Source organism: Pseudomonas cerasi (assembly GCF_027983475.1).
Lineage (GTDB): Bacteria > Pseudomonadota > Gammaproteobacteria > Pseudomonadales > Pseudomonadaceae > Aquipseudomonas > Aquipseudomonas cerasi.
Genome location: NZ_JAQJVM010000002.1, coordinates 247,453 through 265,846, shown reverse-complemented (window position 1 = coordinate 265,846; position 18,394 = coordinate 247,453). Strand labels below are relative to the sequence as shown.

Below are 18,394 nucleotides of genomic sequence, written 5' to 3'. Positions count from 1 at the left end.
GCAAGCCTGAAATTAAACCCGGCGCCCCGTGAATACGGGCGGTCCGGCGCGACCTCGTGTCAAGCGACATGATGCACTCATCTGGTGTGGCAAATAGCCGCCATCTAGCTGGCATCGTTGTTGCTATACCTTCTGTACCCGCTGAATCAGTGTCAAAAATTTGCGGGCCTTACGAGAGATATGTCCATGAGCCAAGGTGTTGAATTTAATCGCTTGATGTTGGATATGCGGGCCATGCAGATGGACGCGATGTCTGCGCCCAAGCCCGTGTCCGGTGCGCAGGAAGCCGGTGCCAGCAGCTTCGCTGACATGCTTGGTCAGGCCGTCAACAAGGTCGCGCAGACCCAGCAGGCTTCCAGCCAGTTGGCCAATGCATTCGAAATCGGCAAGAGCGGCGTGGATCTGACCGACGTCATGATTTCGTCGCAGAAAGCCAGCGTGTCTTTTCAGGCGTTGACCCAGGTACGTAACAAGCTGGTTCAAGCTTACCAAGACATCATGCAGATGCCGGTTTAAGGGACGTACTGAGTCATGGCTGAAGCAGCTGCCGATACCGTTCCTGCAAGAGCGGGCGCTTCCGAAAGAAAACCGTTGTTCGGTATGTCTTTTCTGGAAAATCTTTCCGAAATGACCATGCTGCGTCAGATCGGCCTCATGGTCGGTCTTGCCGCGAGCGTGGCCATCGGCTTCGCCGTGGTGCTCTGGTCCCAGCAGCCTGACTATCGTCCGCTTTATGGCAGTCTGGCGGGCATGGACAGCAAGCAGATCATGGACACCCTGACTGCAGCGAACATCAACTACACCGTCGAGCCGAACTCCGGTGCGCTGTTGGTGAAGTCCGATGATGTGCAGCGTGCGCGCATCCAACTGGCTCAGGCGGGTGTGGTACAGAACGACGCCAACATCGGTTTCGAAATCCTCGACAAGGATCAGGGGCTGGGCACCAGTCAGTTCATGGAAGCCACGCGTTATCGTCGTGGCCTGGAAGGCGAGCTGGCGCGTACCATTTCTGCGTTGAACAACGTCAAGGGTGCCCGCGTGCACCTGGCGATTCCGAAAAGCTCGGTATTCGTCCGTGATGACCGCAAGCCAAGCGCTTCGGTACTGGTCGAGCTGTACGCCGGTCGTTCGCTGGAGCCGAGTCAGGTCATGGCCATCATCAATCTGGTGGCCACCAGTGTTCCCGAGCTCAGCAAGTCGCAGATTACCGTCGTTGACCAGAAGGGGGCTCTGCTTTCCGATCAGGCGGAAAACTCCGAGCTGACAATGGCCGGCAAGCAATTCGACTACAGCCGTCGCATGGAAAGCATGCTCACCCAGCGCGTGCAGAACATTCTGCAGCCGATTCTGGGCAATGACCGCTATAAGGCCGAGGTCTCGGCAGTGGTTGATTTCAGCGCTGTCGAATCGACCGCCGAAAGCTTCAACCCTGATCAACCTGCCTTGCGCAGCGAGCAGTCGGTCAATGAACAACGTTCCAGCAGCTCAAGCTCGGGCGGCGTTCCGGGGGCGCTGAGCAATCAGCCGCCCGGCCCGGCGACGGCTCCGCAGACTGCAGGCGGTGGTGCAGCCGGTGCAGCCGGCCCTATCGCTCCAGGCCAACCCCTGCTGGATGCCAATGGTCAGCAGATCATGGACCCGGCAACCGGTCAGCCCGCGTTGGCGCCATACCCGGCCGACAAGCGCGTGCAGTCGACCAAGAACTTCGAGCTTGACCGTTCCATCAGTCACACCAAGCAGCAGCAGGGCCGTCTGACCCGCCTTTCGGTTGCGGTAGTGGTCGATGACATGGTCAAGACCAACGCGGCCAATGGCGAAGTCACCCGTGCTCCATGGAGCGCGGCGGATCTCGCTCGCTTCACGCGGCTGGTACAGGATGCCGTCGGTTTCGACGCCAGCCGCGGCGACAGCGTCAGCGTGATCAACGTGCCGTTCTCCAGCGAACGCGCTGAAGTGCTGCCTGAAGCGTCGTTCTATTCGCAACCCTGGTTCTGGGACATCGTCAAGCAGGCTGTTGGCGTGATCTTCATCCTGATCCTGGTGTTCGGTGTACTGCGCCCGGTGTTGAACAACATCACCAATGGCAAGCGCAAGGAACTGGCAGGTTTCGGCGGCGACGCCGAACTGGGTGGCATGGGCGGTCTGGACGGCGAATTGTCCAACGATCGCGTAAGTCTGGGTGGCCCGCAGAGCATTCTGCTGCCAAGCCCGACCGAAGGCTATGACGCACAGCTGAATGCAATCAAGAGTTTGGTGGCTGAGGATCCTGGCCGTGTGGCTCAGGTTGTGAAAGAGTGGATCAACACTGATGAATGAACGAGCCATGGTAGCCAAACTCTCCAAAGTTGAAAAAGCGGCTGTACTGTTGCTCTCGCTGGGCGAAACCGATGCGGCTCAGGTGCTCCGGCACATGGGCCCCAAGGAAGTCCAGAAAGTGGGTGTGGCGATGGCGCAGATGCGCAACGTGCATCGCGAGCAGGTCGAAGAGGTCATGAGCGAATTCGTCGACATCGTCGGCGATCAGACCAGCCTTGGCGTCGGTTCCGACGGCTATATCCGCAAGATGCTGACCCAGGCACTGGGCGAGGACAAGGCCAACGGCCTGATCGACCGGATTCTGCTGGGTGGCAATACCAGCGGCCTGGACAGCCTCAAGTGGATGGAGCCGCGTGCGGTCGCCGACGTGATCCGTTTCGAGCACCCGCAGATTCAGGCCATCGTGGTCGCCTATCTCGATGCCGATCAGGCGGGCGAGGTGCTTGGGCATTTCGATCACAAGGTGCGCCTCGATATCATCCTGCGCGTGTCTTCGCTCAACACCGTACAGCCAGCGGCTCTCAAGGAATTGAACCAGATTCTCGAGAAGCAGTTCTCCGGTAACGCCAACACGTCGCGTACCACCCTGGGCGGTATCAAGCGTGCGGCCGATATCATGAACTTTCTCGACAGCTCGATCGAAGGTTCGCTCATGGACTCGATCCGCGAGGTCGACGAAGACCTGTCGGTGCAGATCGAAGACCTCATGTTCGTCTTCAACAATCTTTCCGACGTGGACGATCGCGGTATCCAGGCGCTGCTGCGCGAAGTATCCTCGGACGTGCTGGTACTGGCGCTCAAGGGCTCCGACGAAGCAATCAAGGAAAAAATCTTCAAGAACATGTCCAAGCGTGCCTCCGAGCTGCTCCGCGACGACCTGGAAGCAAAAGGTCCGGTGCGTGTCAGCGATGTGGAAACCGCCCAGAAAGAAATCCTCACCATTGCACGTCGTATGGCCGAGGCCGGCGAGATCGTACTCGGTGGCAAGGGTGGCGAGGAAATGATCTAAGGATTCAGCCGACTCATGTCCAGTTCCAATAAAGAATCGGCCAGCGACCTCATTCGCGCCAAGGACGCCGGGTTACTCGACATCTGGGCGCTGCCCAGCTTCGATCCGCACGTGGAGCCAGAACCAGAACCGGAGCCCGAGCTGGTCGACGAACCGGCCGAGATGGAAGAAGTGCCGCTGGAGGAAGTCCAGCCACTGACTCTGGAAGAGCTGGAAAGTATTCGCCAGGAGGCCTGGAACGAAGGCTTCGCCACCGGTGAAAAGGAAGGTTTTCACAGTACTCAGCTAAAAGTGCGTCAGGAAGCGGAGGTCGTTCTTGCGGCAAAAGTCGCCAGCCTGGAACAACTGATGGGTAACCTGCTGACACCCATCGCCGAGCAGGACACTCAGATCGAAAAGGCCGTCATTCTCCTGGTCGAGCACATCGCGCGTCAGGTTATCCAGCGTGAACTGGTCACAGATTCTGCGCAGATTGCCAGCGTCCTGCGCGATGCCCTCAAGCTATTACCGATGGGCGCGCAGAATGTGCGAATTTTCATAAACCCTCAGGACTTTCTGCTGGTCAAGGCCATGCGCGAACGTCATGAGGAGTCGTGGAAGATCGTCGAAGACGAAGACTTGCTGCCGGGCGGTTGCCGTATCGAAACCGAGCATAGCCGCATCGATGCCAGCGTCGAAACACGCATCGCCCTGGCAATTTCCAAGATGCACGACCAGTTGCATGAACAGGTAACCCATCCTGCGGCAGCCGATCTGAGCGTCGATCTGGATGCCTCGCCAGGCAATGCAGCCAATGTTGAAGAATCCGACGCGGATACCCTCGATGCGCCTTGAACGCACCAGTTTCGCCAAGCGCCTCGGTTCCTATGCCGAGTCGATCAGTTTGCCTGCCCAACCCGTAGTGGAAGGCCGCCTGCTGCGCATGGTAGGCCTGACGCTTGAGGCTGAGGGGCTGCGTGCGGCAATGGGTAGCCGCTGTGTGGTCATCAATGACGACAGCCATCATCCGGTTGAAGTCGAAGCCGAAGTGATGGGTTTTTCCGGTAGCAAGGTGTTTCTGATGCCGGTCGGCAGCGTGGCGGGCATCGCGCCTGGCGCGCGGGTCGTGCCGCTGGCCGACACCGGTCGCCTGCCGATGGGCATGAGCATGCTGGGCCGGGTGCTTGATGGTGCCGGTCGCCCGCTGGATGGTCGCTCGCCGATCAAGGCCGAAGACTGGGTGCCGATGGATGGCCCGACCATCAACCCGCTCAAGCGCGACCCCATCAGCCAGCCACTGGATGTCGGCATTCGCTGCATCAACGGTTTATTGACGGTTGGCCGCGGTCAGCGTCTCGGGCTGTTTGCCGGTACGGGCGTGGGCAAGAGTGTGCTGCTCGGCATGATGACGCGCTTCACCGAGGCAGACATCATCGTCGTCGGCCTGATCGGTGAGCGGGGCCGTGAGGTCAAGGAGTTCATCGAGCACATTCTCGGCGAAGAGGGCCTGAAACGTTCGGTGGTGGTCGCCTCGCCAGCCGATGACGCGCCTCTGATGCGCTTGCGAGCAGCGATGTATTGCACGCGAATCGCCGAATACTTTCGTGACAAGGGCAAGAATGTCCTGTTGCTGATGGACTCCCTGACCCGTTTTGCTCAGGCTCAGCGGGAAATCGCACTGGCCATTGGCGAGCCGCCGGCCACCAAGGGCTATCCGCCTTCGGTCTTCGCCCGCTTGCCCAAACTGGTCGAACGCGCCGGCAATGCCGAGGCGGGTGGTGGTTCGATCACCGCGTTTTACACGGTGCTGTCGGAGGGTGATGACCAGCAGGACCCGATTGCCGACTCGGCGCGTGGCGTACTCGACGGTCACATCGTGTTGTCCCGGCGCCTGGCCGAAGAGGGGCATTACCCGGCCATCGACATCGAAGCGTCCATCAGCCGGGTCATGCCCGCCGTGGTCAGCCCCGAGCACATGGCGCGTGCGCAGCATTTCAAACAGTTGTGGTCACGCTATCAGCAGACTCGCGACCTCATCAGCGTGGGGGCCTATGTAGCAGGCGGCGATCGCGAAACGGACATGGCCATTGCGCTGCATCCGGTCCTGGTGCGCTACCAGCGTCAGGGCCTGCGTGACAACGAAAGCATACAAGGCAGCAGCGAGGCGCTGGCGTCGATCTTCGCACCAGCGCCTGGCGGCTGATAATCCATGGCCCAGAGTCGAGCGGCGCGTCTGGCGCCAGTGGTCGAGATGGCAGAAGCTGCCGAGCGAACCGCCGCCCAGCGCCTTGGGCACTTCCAGGGGCAGGTCAACCTTGCCAACAACAAGTTGCAGGAGCTTGACCAGTTTCGCCAGGATTATCAGCAGCAATGGTTGCAGCGCGGCAGTGCCGGGGTTTCCGGGCAATGGCTGCTGGGTTATCAGCGCTTTCTCAGTCAGCTCGATGTCGCCGTTGCCCAGCAATACAAAAGTCTCGAATGGCACAAAGCCAATCTGGATCGGGCGCGCAGCGCCTGGCAGGATTGCTACGCGCGGGTAGAGGGCTTGCGCAAGCTGGTGCAGCGCTACATGGACGAGGCGCGCAGGCTGGAGGACAAGCGCGAGCAGAAACTGCTCGACGAGTTATCGCAGCGCCTGCCGCGCCATGAACAATTCTGACGTTTGACTCAATCAGACCGCAGTGATCTCTCTGGCTGGTCTACGCTATCAATGTCTCGGTGATGAAACACCTCGAGGTTCCCATGACTGTCACTTCCGAACGTTCTGCCGATGGCCAGACGCTGACCCTTTTTATCGAAGGACGCTTCGATTTCAATTCCCATCAGGCGTTTCGCGCTGCCTATGAGGACTATCCGCAGTCGCTAAATTACGTGGTCGACCTGCGCGGTACTCATTACCTGGACAGCTCTGCGCTGGGGATGCTGTTACTGCTGCGCGATCACGCCGGGGGTGACAAGGCATTGGTGCGCCTGGTCAACTGCACGCCCGATGTGCTGAAGATTCTGGCCATTTCCAATTTCTCGAAGCTGTTCGAATTGAGCATACCCAGTGCAACCAGCCCTGAAAAAACTGTGCATTCTGATCGCTGACGACAGCGCCAGTGACCGGCTTCTGCTTTCAACTATCGTAGCGCGGCAGGGGCATCGGGTTCTTAGCGCTGCCAATGGTGTCGAAGCGGTCGCCATCTTCAAGGCTGAAAGCCCGCAGTTGATTCTGATGGACGCCATGATGCCGGTCATGGATGGCTTCGAAGCGGCGCGAAGGATCAAGGCATTGACCGGCGAATCGCTGGTGCCGATCATCTTCCTGACCTCGCTCACCGAAGGCGAAGCGCTTGCACGTTGCCTGGACGCCGGTGGCGACGATTTCATGTCCAAGCCTTACAACCCGCTGGTACTGGCCGCCAAGCTCAACGCCATGAACCGTCTGCGGGTATTGCACGAAACTGTCCGCCAGCAGCGTGACCAGATCGCCAGGCACCATGAGTATCTGCTCAATGAGCAGCGTGTCGCCAAGGCGGTGTTCGATCAGATCGCCCACGCCGGTTGCCTGGGGGCGAGCAATATCCGCTACCTGCAGTCCCCCTACGCACTGTTCAACGGCGACCTGATGCTGGCCGCCTACACACCCGCCGGGCACATGCAGGTGCTGCTCGGGGATTTCACCGGACATGGCTTGCCGGCTGCGGTGGGTGCGATGCCACTTGCAGAAGTGTTCTACGGCATGACCGCCAAGGGCTATGGCCTGGTTGAAATCCTCCGTGAAATGAACGCCAAGCTCAAACGCATCCTCCCGGTCGATATGTTTTGTTGTGCGACGCTGCTGTGTATCAATCTGCCGCAGCGGCAGGTCGAGGTCTGGAGCGGTGGCCTGCCCGACGGCTACCTGTTGCGCGGCGCGCAGGGCGAGCATGTGCCGCTGGCCTCGAATCATCTGCCATTGGGCGTATTGAGCGTCGATGCCTTCGACGCGCGCACCGACGTGTATCCGTTGGCGCCGGGTGACCGCATATTTCTGCTGTCCGACGGCGTGCTTGATACCAGTAACAGTCAGGAAGAGCTGTTCGGCGCGCAACGTCTGCGACAGGTTCTGTCTGCCAATCGCGAGCCGCACTTGCTGATCGAGGAGATCCTCGTGGCGCTCAACGAGTTTGGCGGCAAGGCGCGTGACGATGTCAGCCTGTTGGAGGTCAGCGCTGTCGAGGCGCCGCTGGAAAATTTGCCTGTCATGATGTATTCGGACAGCGGCGCCTCCAGCCCGCTGGACTGGTCGGCCAGTTTCGAGTTTCGTGCCTCGACGCTCAAGCGTTTCAACCCTCTGCCTTATGTCCTGCAATTGCTGCTGGAGGTACATGGCCTGCGTGATCAGGGTGCCGCACTGCACATGGTGCTCGGCGAGCTGTACAGCAATGCGCTGGAGCACGGTGTGCTAGGGTTGGATTCGGCGCTCAAGCACGATGCAACGGGGTTCGCGCTCTATTATCAGCAGCGGGCAGAGCGTCTCGACAGGCTGCAGTCAGGCTTCATCCGGGTGAGCCTGCAGGTCGAAGCGGTCGAGCAGGGCGGTCGGCTGACCCTCAGTGTCGAGGACAGCGGCCAGGGTTTCGATGTGGAAAAGACCCGGACGCTGACGCCTGCCAGCAATGAACTGTATGGTCGCGGGCTGCATCTGGTCTGTGAATTGAGTCGCGAGGCCAGGTGGTCCAGGGATGGCAGGACCGCCTGCGTGGAATTTTGCTGGGAGGGAGTGGCATAATCCCCGCCTGGAGTCTTGATCAAGGAGTGAACAAGTGTCGATTCATCTGGATTACAGCGTTTTGACTGCCTTGCAGGAGGTCATGGAGGACGAATATCCAACCTTGCTGGATGTTTTTCTCAAGGATTCCGAGCAGCGTATCGCGCAGTTGCGTCTGGCTGTCGGGTCGCGCAATCCTGATTTCCAGGAACTGAGCCTTAACGCTCACAGTTTCAAGGGCAGCAGCAGTAACATGGGCGCCTTGCAGCTTTCCGAGCTATGTCGCCAGCTCGAGGAGCAAGCCCGCCAGCAGCAGTTCGCAGGTCTGGCAGAATTGATTGGCACAATCGACAGCGAATACATGACGATTCGCGGGTTGTTCAATTCCGAGCGGCAGCTGTTCGTCAGCTGAGCCCTGAAGTCTCCCTCGATTCCCGTTATGGAGATCATTTAAAAATTGGCCCGCATATTGCTAGCTACTCTGGTAAGGCGATAACCAGCAGCTGATGCGGAGACCGAAATGCCCCTTGCTACCAATGCGCTTCTTCAGGCCACAACCTCTGTGACCGCCAGGTCCGGTGTGGCCAACAATGCGGTCAAGTCTGCTGACAGCAGCAAGGACGGGGCCTCCAGCTTTTCCAATGTCTATGCAAAGCAGGCGAAAGACACCGTCCCTGCGCGTGACGATGCGCCCGTAAAACCAGCTCGCGACAAGACCGCGCCTGACAAGGACAAGGTTGCCGCTGGCAAGGACAAGCCTGCAAGCGATCAGACGAATGCCGCCGACAAGTCGAGCGTTGCCGATAGCGGCAATGATTTGCCAGCCAAGTCGGCAAGTGCGGATGATGATGCGGCGCATTCCGACTCGAAGCAGGACGATGCGCAGGCCTCTGCCGATCCGGCGCTGACTGAGGGCCAGGCGGTCGTCGATCCGGCCCTTGACCCGGCATTGCAGGCAATGGCCGCACAGGCTCCCGCGGCGCCTGTAGCCAAGGCACCACCAAGTGCGGAAGTTGTCACCGCACCAGTGGTCTCGGCGCTCACCACCGCTCAGGCGGCACCGCCAGTCGTGGCCGAAGACGCCTTCAATCCCGACGCCGATCCGCTGGACGGTCTGGATGCCGTGCAGTTGGCGCTGGAAAACGCCACTGCCAAGACTCAACTGGCTGCGCAGAACGCCCAGGCTGCCAACAAGGCGACGCCGAGCAACGCTGAAGCTGACCCCAATCAGAATATCGTCAATAACCTGTCGGTCCTGAGCGAGCAACTTCCCTCCGAAGGCAGCAGCACTGAAAGCAGTGACAAGTCATTCAGCGGTTTGATCGGTGAGGGTCTGAAGGATGTCAAAGGCGCCGCCGGCGACACGCGCGTCGACAACTTTGCCGATCGCCTCGCTGCGCTCAGTCAGGCCGCGCAACCCGCACGCGCGGCGGCAGCACCTGCCGCGCCCTTGATGAACCAGCCGTTGGCGATGCATCAAAGCGGCTGGACCGAAGGCATCGTCGACCGCGTCATGTACCTGTCGAGCCAGAATCTCAAGACCGCCGATATCAAGCTGGAACCTGCCGAACTCGGTCGTCTCGATATTCGTATCAACATGGCGCCTGAGCAGCAGACCCAGGTGACCTTCATGAGCGCCCATATGGGTGTACGTGATGCACTGGAAAGCCAGATGTCGAAGTTGCGTGAGTCGTTCGTGCAGCAGGGGCTTGGCAACGTCGACGTCAATGTTTCCGACCAGTCGCAACAGCAGGCCCAGCAACAGGCTCAGGAGCAGGCCAGCCGTGCCCAGCGCAGCGGTCGTGGCGGTGGCATGAGTTCCAGCGATACCTCCGATGAAATCGCAGGCATCGATGCAGCCATACCGGTCAGCCAGCCAGCGGCACGTGTGATCGGCACCAGCGAGATCGATTATTACGCGTGAGGCTCTTGAGTTGCATGGCAGCCGCGACGCGATGTCATGCATTGCATGAACTTGATGGCGCAGAAATGCTTTTTTAACGCGATGGCACAGACGACCCAGATTGCGACGTAAGTGACAGGGCGAAGGAGCCCGACGAGGTCGGGCCGGAAACGGAGTTGCGGGTTGTGCCTACTTTGGCCCCATCAAAGCAGGTCGCCGAGGGGCGAAAAGGTGATTTGAGTCGAACCTCAATCCACCTGAGAACGAAAAACCATTGTGTGACGCGAAGCGTCACGAACTGCATTCCCACGCGGAGCGTGAGGACGATAGTCGTGGCAGCCGCGACACGACGTCATGAACTGCATTTCCACGCGGAGCGTGGGGACGATAGTCGTGGCAGCCGCGACACGACGTCATGAACTGCATTCCCACGCGGAGCGTGGGGAACGATAGTCATTAGCTCCCGAACTGTGCCTTTAGCCAAACTGCCCTAAAGTGCTTTCACAAGAATCACGATCCCTCCGCGCCCAGGCGCGTAACCGTTTGTGTCCAATACATCTCCGCCTCGTACAACTCTGGCATAACACTTGCTCTGCCTCTGTCACGTATTGAAGAACCTCTTGAATAGTGACGGATTATTGGCATGGCGCAGAGCGAAGAAGTTAAAGACCCCGCGACCACAGGCAAAGGTAAAGGCAAACTCAAGCTCATTATCATCGCCGTCGTGGCGCTGCTGCTGGCCGTAGGCTTGTCGGTGGGCGCGACCTGGTTCCTCATGCACAAGAGCGAAAGCAAGGAAGATCCAGCGGCGGCCGCAGCAGCAGCCAACGTCAAGCCAGTGGCGGTGTTCGAACCGATGACCCCGGCCTTCGTGGTCAACTTCAACGCCAATGGCCGCCAACGCTACATGCAGGTGAGCATCACCATGCTGGGCCGTAACGCAGCCGACATGGAAGCGCTGAAGGTCCACATGCCATTGATCCGCAACAATCTGGTCATGCTGTTTGCAGCCATTCCCTTCGAATCGCTGGCTTCGCCGATCGGCCAGGAAATGCTGCGTCAGAAAGCGACCGCCAGCATTCAGGAAGTCGCGCAGAAAGAACTCGGCAAGACTGTGATCGAACAGCTGCTCTTCACTAACTTCGTATTGCAGTAGGACTCTCACATGGCCGTGCAAGACCTGCTCTCCCAGGACGAGATCGATGCGCTGCTGCATGGCGTCGACGATGGGATGGTCCAGACTGACAACAACAGCGAACCTGGGAGTGTCAAAAGTTACGACCTGACCAGCCAGGACCGGATCGTCCGCGGACGCATGCCGACGCTGGAAATGATCAACGAGCGCTTCGCCCGCTACACACGCATCAGCATGTTCAACCTGCTGCGCCGCTCGGCGGACGTGGCGGTGGGCGGTGTTCAGGTCATGAAGTTCGGTGAGTACGTGCATTCCCTGTACGTGCCGACCAGCCTCAATCTGGCCAAGATCAAGCCGCTGCGTGGCACCGCGCTGTTCATTCTTGACGCCAAGCTGGTGTTCAAGTTGGTGGATAACTTTTTCGGCGGTGACGGTCGTCACGCCAAGATCGAAGGCCGAGAGTTCACGCCAACCGAACTGCGTGTCGTGCGCATGGTGCTGGATCAGGCGTTTGTCGACCTCAAGGAGGCCTGGCAGGCGATCATGGAAGTCAATTTCGAGTACATCAACTCGGAAGTGAACCCGGCCATGGCCAACATCGTCGGGCCGAGCGAGGCTGTAGTGATCTCCACCTTCCACATCGAACTCGATGGCGGTGGCGGCGATCTGCACGTGACCATGCCGTACTCGATGATCGAGCCGATCCGCGAAATGCTCGACGCCGGTTTCCAGTCCGATCTGGACGACCAGGACGAGCGCTGGGTCAACGCGCTCAAGGAAGACGTGCTGGACGTCAACGTTCCGCTCACCACGACCATCGCCCAGCGCCAGTTGCCATTGCGGGACATCCTGCACATGCGCCCTGGTGATGTGATCCCTGTGGAACTGGGCGATTCGCTGGTCTTGCGTGCCAATGGCGTACCTTCGTTCAAGGTCAAGCTTGGCTCGCACAAGGGCAAGATGGCCCTGCAAGTAATCGAACCCATAGCGCGACGCTGACCAGTCTGGTCAACGTCGGAAATTGTTGCGTAACTGAAATACTGCGTGCAGAGGACAACCGATGGCTGATGAAAACGATACGATGTCTGCTGAAGATCAGGCATTGGCGGATGAGTGGGCTGCTGCATTGGGCGAAGCTGGCGACAGCCAGGCTGATATCGATGCGCTGCTGGCTGCGGATGCCGGAAATTCGGGTAGCCGGATGGCGATGGAAGAGTTTGGCAGCGTGCCGAAAAGCACCGGTCCGGTTTCTCTGGATGGTCCCAACCTGGATGTGATTCTCGACATTCCGGTGTCGATCTCCATGGAAGTGGGCAGTACCGACATCAACATCCGCAACCTGCTGCAGCTCAACCAGGGCTCGGTGATCGAACTGGATCGTCTGGCAGGCGAACCCCTTGATGTGCTGGTCAACGGCACACTGATCGCGCATGGCGAGGTGGTGGTGGTCAATGAAAAGTTCGGCATCCGTCTGACCGACGTGATCAGCCCGAGCGAACGCATCAAGAAGCTGCGCTAAGTGAGGCGCTGGCTGAGTGTTCTGCTGACCCTGCCATCGCTGGCCTGGGCCGCCGAACCCGCCGTTCAGGCGGCGCCTGCACAAGTGGCCAATACGGTCTCCGGCGGTATGGGCGGGCAGGTGGTGCAACTGCTGTTCGGTCTGATCCTGGTGATTGGCCTGATTTTCGTACTCGCGTGGCTGATGCGCCGGGTGCAGCGCGTCGGGCCGAACAGCAATCAGGTGATCGAGCTGGTGAGCTCGCGCGCGCTGGGGCCGCGTGATCGGCTGGTGCTGGTGCAGATCGGCAATGAACAAGTGCTGCTGGGCATTACGCCCGGGCGAATCACGCCTTTGCATGTGCTCAAGGAGCCCGTGCAGGTGCCGGTGCGCGAGCAGGCTACCCCTGAATTCGCTCAGCGCCTGATGGAGCTGATGGGCAAGGATAAGGACAAGAAGTAATGGGCGCCTTGCGTTTCCTGATACTGCTGTTGCTGGTGATGGTGACGCCCGCTGCGCTGGCGGCCGATCCGCTGTCGATCCAGGCGATCACGCTGTCCAATGGTGCCGATGGTCAGCAGGAGTATTCGGTCAGTCTGCAGATTCTGCTGATCATGACCGCGCTGAGCTTCATTCCGGCGTTCGTCATGTTGATGACCAGCTTCACGCGGATCATCATCGTCTTCTCGATTCTGCGTCAGGCCCTCGGCTTGCAGCAGACGCCGTCGAACCAGATCCTCACCGGCATGGCGTTGTTTCTGACCATGTTCATCATGGCGCCGGTATTCGACCGGGTGAATCAGGATGCCTTGCAGCCTTATCTGGCCGAGAAGCTTTCGGCGCAGGATGCGGTGGCCAAGGCGCAAGTGCCGATCAAGGACTTCATGCTGGCCCAGACGCGCACCAGCGACCTCGAGCTGTTCATGCGTCTGTCCAAGCGCACCGACATCCCGACCCCGGATGCCGCGCCGTTGACCATTCTGGTTCCGGCGTTCGTGATTTCGGAGCTCAAGACAGCGTTTCAGATCGGCTTCATGATCTTCATTCCGTTTCTGATCATCGATCTGGTGGTGGCCAGTGTGCTGATGGCGATGGGTATGATGATGCTGTCGCCGCTGATCATTTCTCTGCCGTTCAAGATCATGCTGTTTGTGCTGGTGGACGGCTGGGCGCTGATTGTCGGCACCCTGGCCGGCAGTTTTGGTGGCGTATGAGCCGTTTCACTGAGGAGTCTGCCCGATGACGCCGGAAGTAGCCGTCGATCTGTTCCGCGAGGCCCTGTGGCTGACCACTGTGCTGGTTGCGATTCTTGTTGTGCCAAGCCTGTTGTGCGGTCTGCTGGTGGCAATGTTTCAGGCGGCCACGCAGATCAACGAACAGACCCTGAGCTTCCTGCCGCGCCTGCTGGTGATGCTCGTCACCCTCATCGTCATCGGCCCGTGGCTGTTGAAAATATTCATGGAATACATGCTGTCGTTGTACACCAGTATTCCGACTCTGATCGGCTAGCATCGCATGCAGCCGATGCTCGCGCTGACCGATACCCAGATCAGTACTTGGGTAGCCAGCTTCATGTTGCCGCTGTTTCGCATCATCGCGTTGCTGATGACCATGCCGATCATCGGCACCACGCTGGTCCCGCGTCGGGTGCGCATGTACCTCGCCGTGGCGATCACCGTGGTGGTCGCGCCTGCGCTGCCAGCCATGCCGCCCGTGCAGGCGCTCGACCTGAGCGCGCTATTGCTGATCGGCGAACAGATCATCATCGGCGCCGGGATGGGCCTGTCGCTGCAGTTGTTCTTTCATATCTTTGTGGTCGCGGGCCAGATCATCTCCACGCAGATGGGGATGGGCTTTGCTTCGATGGTCGACCCTACCAACGGTGTCTCCTCCGCCACCATTGGCCAGTTCTTCACGATGCTGGTCACCCTGTTGTTCCTGGCCATGAACGGTCATCTGGTGGTGCTGGAAATCCTCGTCGAGAGCTTTACCACGATGCCGGTCGGCAGTGGTTTGCTGGTCAATAACTTCTGGGAGCTGGCCAACGGGTTGGGCTGGGTACTGGCTTCGGGTCTGCGGCTGGTGTTGCCTGCGATTACCGCGCTGCTGATCATCAACATCGCTTTTGGCGTCATGACCCGTGCCGCGCCGCAGCTCAACATCTTTTCCATCGGTTTCCCGCTCACGCTGGTGTTGGGCATGGTCATTCTGTGGATGACCATGGGCGACATTCTCAATCAGTATCAACCGATCGCTACGCAGGCCTTGCAGGCGTTGCGCGACATGGTGAGGGCTCGTTGAATGGCAGAAAACGAGAATGGCCAGGACAAGACAGAAGACCCCACGGAAAAAAAGGTCAAGGACTCACGGGCTGACGGCCAGATCGCTCGCTCCAAGGAGCTGACCACGCTGGTGGTGATGCTGATGGGGGCGGGCGGGCTGTTGATGTTCGGCTCCGATATCGCCCTGATGATGTCCGAGCTGATGCGTGACAACTTCACGATATCCCGCGAAACCCTGATGGATCAGTCCTACATGGGCAAGGCGCTGCTCAGTTCCGGGATGCACGCGCTGATCGTGGTCCTGCCGTTTCTGATCGCCATGCTGGTTGCCGCACTGGTGGGGCCGATCATGCTCGGCGGCTGGCTGTTCGCCACCAAATCATTGATGCCCAAGTTCAGCCGCATGAATCCGGCAGCAGGGCTCAAACGCATGTTTTCGCCGCATGCGCTGGTCGAATTGCTCAAGTCTTTCGGCAAATTCCTGATCACTCTGGCGGTTGCGCTGGTGGTCCTGAACAATGAGCGCAAGGACCTGGTCGCGATTGCCCACGAGCCGCTTGAGCAGGCCATGATTCACAGCCTGATGGTGGTGGGCTGGAGCAGTTTCTGGATGGCGTGTGGCCTGATATTCATCGCGGCGGCGGACGTGCCGTTCGTGTTGTATGAGGCGCACAAGAAGCTGCTGATGACCAAGCAGGAGGTGCGCGACGAGCACAAGAACAGCGAGGGCAGCCCAGAGGTCAAGCAACGTATTCGCCAGTTGCAGCGTGAAATGTCCCAGCGACGCATGATGGCCTCCGTCCCTGAGGCTGACGTGATCATTACCAACCCGACACACTTCGCCGTCGCCCTCAAATACGATCCCGAGCAGGGCGGGGCACCGATGTTGCTGGCCAAGGGTACTGATCTGGTGGCGCTGAAAATTCGCGAAATCGGCGCGCATAACGAGATCCTGATTCTGGAATCTGCGGCACTGGCGCGTTCCATTTACTACAGCACCGAGCTCGATCAGGAAATTCCCGCCGGCCTGTATCTGGCCGTCGCCCAGGTGCTGGCCTACGTCTATCAGATCCGCCAGTTCCGCGCCGGCCAGGGCAAGCGCCCCGACCCTCTGGGCGACATCAAAATCCCTCCCGACCTGCAGCGCGACGCGTAGTCCGGTCCCCTCTCGCGACGTTCGGGCATCAATCTGAAAGGCCCAGGTTTCAGACGCTCCGCGTCCGCTCTTGCACAGGCAAACGAGAAGATTTTTCTGACTGCGCTCAGCGCACTGGATTTACGTGACTTCTGTGTCTAAAGCCTTACTGCCACTGGCTTTGTAAAAGTTGGACAGCTTTTTGCAACAGGGTCGATACAGGGCGCCATCGGCGTCAATGTTTTGATCTAGTGCGCAGGTAACGAATCAGTGGATCGCTCTCAATTACTCAGTAGCGCACGCAGCAATATCACAGGCCTGGGCCGTGGTCAGTTGGGCGTTCCGTTGTTGTTGCTGGTCATGATGGCAATGATGATGTTGCCTATGCCGCCATTCCTGCTGGACGTGTTCTTCACGTTCAACATCGCACTCTCCATCGTCGTGCTGCTGGTGTGTGTGTACGCCCTGCGGCCGCTGGACTTCTCGGTATTTCCGACCATTCTGCTTGTCGCCACGTTGCTGCGTCTGGCGCTGAACGTCGCTTCCACTCGGGTGGTCATGCTTCACGGGCAGGACGGCCACGCCGCTGCGGGCAAGGTGATTCAGGCCTTCGGTGAAGTGGTGATCGGTGGTAACTATGTCGTTGGTATCGTGGTGTTCGCGATTCTGATGATCATCAACTTCGTGGTAATCACCAAGGGTGCCGGCCGTATTTCCGAGGTGAGCGCGCGCTTCACCCTCGACGCGATGCCCGGCAAACAGATGGCGATCGACGCCGACCTCAACGCCGGCCTCATCGATCAGCCCGAAGCCAAGCGCCGCCGTGCCGAAGTTGCCCAGGAAGCCGAGTTCTACGGTTCCATGGACGGTGCCAGTAAATTCGTGCGCGGCGATGCGATTGCCGGTCTGCTGATTCTGTTCATCAACCTGATTGGCGGCATGCTGGTCGGTATCCTGCAACACAACATGACCTTCGCCGACGCAGGCCGCGTTTACACCCTGCTGACCATCGGTGACGGTTTGGTGGCGCAATTGCCATCACTGCTGCTGTCCACCGCCGCCGCGATCATGGTGACCCGTGCTTCCGGTTCGGAAGAGATGGGCAAGCTCATCAATCGTCAGATGTTCGCTTCGCCCAAGGCGCTGGCGGTTTCCGCTGCGGTCATGATCGTGATGGGGCTGGTGCCGGGCATGCCGCACTTCTCCTTCATCAGCCTCGGCCTGGTGGCTGCAGGCGGCGCGTATCTGCTCTGGAAGAAAGAAAATCAGGTGAAAGTCGAGGCGCTGGCCGAAGTGCAGCGTCAACAGGACCTGCTGCCTTCGCCGACCCGCGTTCAGGACGCCAAGGAACTGGGTTGGGATGACGTGACGCCCATCGATATCATCGGCCTGGAAGTGGGTTACCGCCTGATTCCGCTGGTGGATCGCAACCAGGGCGGTCAGCTGCTGGCGCGTATCAAGGGCGTGCGCAAGAAGCTCTCGCAAGAGCTCGGCTTCCTGATGCCCACCGTGCACATTCGCGACAACCTCGATCTGGCGCCCAGTGCCTATCGTCTGACGCTGATGGGCGTGATTCTGGCCGAGGCCGAGATCTACCCTGATCGCGAACTGGCGATCAACCCCGGTCAAGTGTTCGGCACCCTGAACGGCATTACCGCCAGAGACCCGGCGTTTGGTCTGGAAGCCGTGTGGATCGAAATCAGCCAGCGCAGTCAGGCGCAGTCGCTGGGGTACACCGTCGTCGATGCCAGTACTGTAGTGGCAACCCACTTGAACCAGATTCTCTACAAGCATTCGCATGAGCTGATCGGCCACGAGGAAGTCCAGCAATTGATGCAGTTGCTGGCCAAAAGCTCGCCCAAGCTGGCTGAAGAGCTGGTGCCTGGCGTGCTGTCGCTGTCTTCGCTGCTCAATGTGCTGCAGGCGCTGCTGGCTGAACACGTACCTGTGCGGGACATTCGCAGCATTGCAGAGGCTATCGCCAACAACGCCGGGAAGAGTCAAGATACCGCCGCTTTGGTGGCCGCAGTGCGAGTGGGTCTGAGCCGCGCAATCGTCCAAAGCATTGTAGGCGTTGAGCCGGAGCTGCCTGTTATCACTCTGGAACCAAGGTTGGAACAGATATTGCTCAATAGTTTGCAGAAGGCTGGTCAGGGTCAGGAAGAAGGCGTTCTTCTTGAGCCAAGCATGGCTGAGAAGCTCCAGCGTTCGTTGATTGAGGCCGCCCAGCGTCAGGAGATGCAAGGGTTGCCGGTAATTCTTCTGGTAGCAGGGCCTGTCCGGGCGATGCTGTCACGATTTGGACGATTGGCTGTACCGAACATGCATGTTCTGGCGTATCAGGAAATTCCGGACAACAAGCAAGTAACCATCGTAGCGACTGTCGGGCCAAACGGCTGAGG

At 59.3% G+C, this 18,394-nt stretch carries 19 protein-coding genes; all 19 read left to right on the top strand.

What is annotated here, in order from left to right; translation table 11 throughout:
• Positions 1-186: 186 nt before the first annotated feature.
• The 19 genes from fliE (at position 187) to flhA (ending at position 18,392) form a co-directional block, all read left to right on the top strand.
• Positions 187-516 (top strand): flagellar hook-basal body complex protein FliE, encoded by a 330-nt coding sequence (fliE, locus tag PI739_RS10320; protein WP_002554293.1) that lies wholly within the window; start codon positions 187-189, stop codon positions 514-516.
• 15 nt (positions 517-531) lie between these two features.
• On the top strand, positions 532-2,316 hold the full coding sequence (gene fliF / locus PI739_RS10315; RefSeq protein WP_003436100.1) for a flagellar basal-body MS-ring/collar protein FliF: 1,785 nt from the start codon (positions 532-534) through the stop codon (positions 2,314-2,316).
• Positions 2,309-3,325, top strand: a complete 1,017-nt coding sequence (gene fliG / locus PI739_RS10310) for a flagellar motor switch protein FliG (RefSeq protein ID WP_003316807.1) — start codon at positions 2,309-2,311, stop codon at positions 3,323-3,325. Before fliF ends, fliG begins: the two co-directional genes overlap by 8 nt.
• A 15-nt stretch (positions 3,326-3,340) precedes the next feature.
• Positions 3,341-4,159 (top strand): flagellar assembly protein FliH, encoded by an 819-nt coding sequence (gene fliH, locus PI739_RS10305; RefSeq protein ID WP_003370126.1) that lies wholly within the window; start codon positions 3,341-3,343, stop codon positions 4,157-4,159.
• The gene (gene fliI / locus PI739_RS10300) at positions 4,149-5,507 is read left to right on the top strand and encodes a flagellar protein export ATPase FliI (protein WP_003370128.1); all 1,359 of its coding nucleotides are present in this window, start codon (positions 4,149-4,151) and stop codon (positions 5,505-5,507) included. The genes fliH and fliI overlap by 11 nt, the downstream gene beginning before the upstream one ends.
• A 6-nt stretch (positions 5,508-5,513) precedes the next feature.
• Positions 5,514-5,963 carry a flagellar export protein FliJ gene (gene fliJ / locus PI739_RS10295; protein WP_002554288.1) on the top strand — a complete coding sequence of 150 codons (450 nt, stop codon included), beginning with the start codon at positions 5,514-5,516 and terminating at the stop codon, positions 5,961-5,963.
• An 83-nt stretch (positions 5,964-6,046) separates the two neighbouring features.
• Positions 6,047-6,394: an STAS domain-containing protein gene (locus PI739_RS10290; protein WP_003370131.1), complete on the top strand. Its 348-nt coding sequence runs from the start codon at positions 6,047-6,049 to the stop codon at positions 6,392-6,394.
• On the top strand, positions 6,354-8,060 hold the full coding sequence (locus PI739_RS10285; RefSeq protein WP_003370133.1) for a fused response regulator/phosphatase: 1,707 nt from the start codon (positions 6,354-6,356) through the stop codon (positions 8,058-8,060). Before PI739_RS10290 ends, PI739_RS10285 begins: the two co-directional genes overlap by 41 nt.
• A gap of 34 nt (positions 8,061-8,094) precedes the next feature.
• Positions 8,095-8,451, top strand: coding sequence for an Hpt domain-containing protein (locus PI739_RS10280; protein ID WP_003370135.1), 357 nt, complete (start codon positions 8,095-8,097; stop codon positions 8,449-8,451).
• 108 nt (positions 8,452-8,559) lie between these two features.
• A complete protein-coding gene (locus PI739_RS10275) occupies positions 8,560-9,963 on the top strand; it encodes a flagellar hook-length control protein FliK (protein ID WP_054081563.1) in 1,404 nt (467 codons plus the stop codon).
• A 622-nt stretch (positions 9,964-10,585) separates the two neighbouring features.
• Positions 10,586-11,098: a flagellar basal body-associated protein FliL gene (gene fliL, locus PI739_RS10270; RefSeq protein ID WP_003370139.1), complete on the top strand. Its 513-nt coding sequence runs from the start codon at positions 10,586-10,588 to the stop codon at positions 11,096-11,098.
• Between the two features lie 9 nt (positions 11,099-11,107).
• Complete coding sequence (gene fliM, locus PI739_RS10265) at positions 11,108-12,076, top strand: flagellar motor switch protein FliM (protein ID WP_003412410.1); 969 nt, start codon at positions 11,108-11,110, stop codon at positions 12,074-12,076.
• Between the two features lie 61 nt (positions 12,077-12,137).
• Positions 12,138-12,596: a flagellar motor switch protein FliN gene (fliN, locus tag PI739_RS10260; protein WP_003370145.1), complete on the top strand. Its 459-nt coding sequence runs from the start codon at positions 12,138-12,140 to the stop codon at positions 12,594-12,596.
• Positions 12,597-13,037, top strand: coding sequence for a flagellar biosynthetic protein FliO (gene fliO, locus PI739_RS10255; RefSeq protein WP_003436111.1), 441 nt, complete (start codon positions 12,597-12,599; stop codon positions 13,035-13,037).
• Positions 13,037-13,789: a flagellar type III secretion system pore protein FliP gene (gene fliP / locus PI739_RS10250; protein WP_003370151.1), complete on the top strand. Its 753-nt coding sequence runs from the start codon at positions 13,037-13,039 to the stop codon at positions 13,787-13,789. Before fliO ends, fliP begins: the two co-directional genes overlap by 1 nt.
• 25 nt (positions 13,790-13,814) lie before the next feature.
• Positions 13,815-14,084, top strand: coding sequence for a flagellar biosynthetic protein FliQ (locus PI739_RS10245; RefSeq protein WP_002554277.1), 270 nt, complete (start codon positions 13,815-13,817; stop codon positions 14,082-14,084).
• 6 nt (positions 14,085-14,090) lie between these two features.
• Complete coding sequence (gene fliR / locus PI739_RS10240; RefSeq protein ID WP_032609911.1) at positions 14,091-14,876, top strand: flagellar biosynthetic protein FliR; 786 nt, start codon at positions 14,091-14,093, stop codon at positions 14,874-14,876.
• Entirely contained in the window at positions 14,877-16,013 is a 1,137-nt protein-coding gene (gene flhB / locus PI739_RS10235) for a flagellar biosynthesis protein FlhB (protein WP_003370155.1), read from the top strand.
• A gap of 249 nt (positions 16,014-16,262) precedes the next feature.
• Complete coding sequence (flhA, locus tag PI739_RS10230; protein ID WP_003436113.1) at positions 16,263-18,392, top strand: flagellar biosynthesis protein FlhA; 2,130 nt, start codon at positions 16,263-16,265, stop codon at positions 18,390-18,392.
• Positions 18,393-18,394 lie beyond the last annotated feature (2 nt).

Excerpts from the sequence above, each read along its gene's own strand:
- fliH (WP_003370126.1), top strand. The coding sequence starts at position 3,341 with ATGTCCAGTTCCAATAAAGAATCGGCCAGCGACCTCATTCGCGCCAAG.
- fliN (WP_003370145.1), top strand. The coding sequence starts at position 12,138 with ATGGCTGATGAAAACGATACGATGTCTGCTGAAGATCAGGCATTGGCG.
- PI739_RS10275 (WP_054081563.1), top strand. The coding sequence starts at position 8,560 with ATGCCCCTTGCTACCAATGCGCTTCTTCAGGCCACAACCTCTGTGACC.
- flhB (WP_003370155.1), top strand. The coding sequence starts at position 14,877 with ATGGCAGAAAACGAGAATGGCCAGGACAAGACAGAAGACCCCACGGAA.
- PI739_RS10290 (WP_003370131.1), top strand. The coding sequence starts at position 6,047 with ATGACTGTCACTTCCGAACGTTCTGCCGATGGCCAGACGCTGACCCTT.
- fliR (WP_032609911.1), top strand. The coding sequence starts at position 14,091 with ATGCAGCCGATGCTCGCGCTGACCGATACCCAGATCAGTACTTGGGTA.
- fliE (WP_002554293.1), top strand. The coding sequence starts at position 187 with ATGAGCCAAGGTGTTGAATTTAATCGCTTGATGTTGGATATGCGGGCC.
- fliP (WP_003370151.1), top strand. The coding sequence starts at position 13,037 with ATGGGCGCCTTGCGTTTCCTGATACTGCTGTTGCTGGTGATGGTGACG.
- PI739_RS10245 (WP_002554277.1), top strand. The coding sequence starts at position 13,815 with ATGACGCCGGAAGTAGCCGTCGATCTGTTCCGCGAGGCCCTGTGGCTG.
- fliI (WP_003370128.1), top strand. The coding sequence starts at position 4,149 with ATGCGCCTTGAACGCACCAGTTTCGCCAAGCGCCTCGGTTCCTATGCC.
- fliJ (WP_002554288.1), top strand. The coding sequence starts at position 5,514 with ATGGCCCAGAGTCGAGCGGCGCGTCTGGCGCCAGTGGTCGAGATGGCA.
- fliG (WP_003316807.1), top strand. The coding sequence starts at position 2,309 with ATGAATGAACGAGCCATGGTAGCCAAACTCTCCAAAGTTGAAAAAGCG.
- fliF (WP_003436100.1), top strand. The coding sequence starts at position 532 with ATGGCTGAAGCAGCTGCCGATACCGTTCCTGCAAGAGCGGGCGCTTCC.
- fliL (WP_003370139.1), top strand. The coding sequence starts at position 10,586 with ATGGCGCAGAGCGAAGAAGTTAAAGACCCCGCGACCACAGGCAAAGGT.
- fliM (WP_003412410.1), top strand. The coding sequence starts at position 11,108 with ATGGCCGTGCAAGACCTGCTCTCCCAGGACGAGATCGATGCGCTGCTG.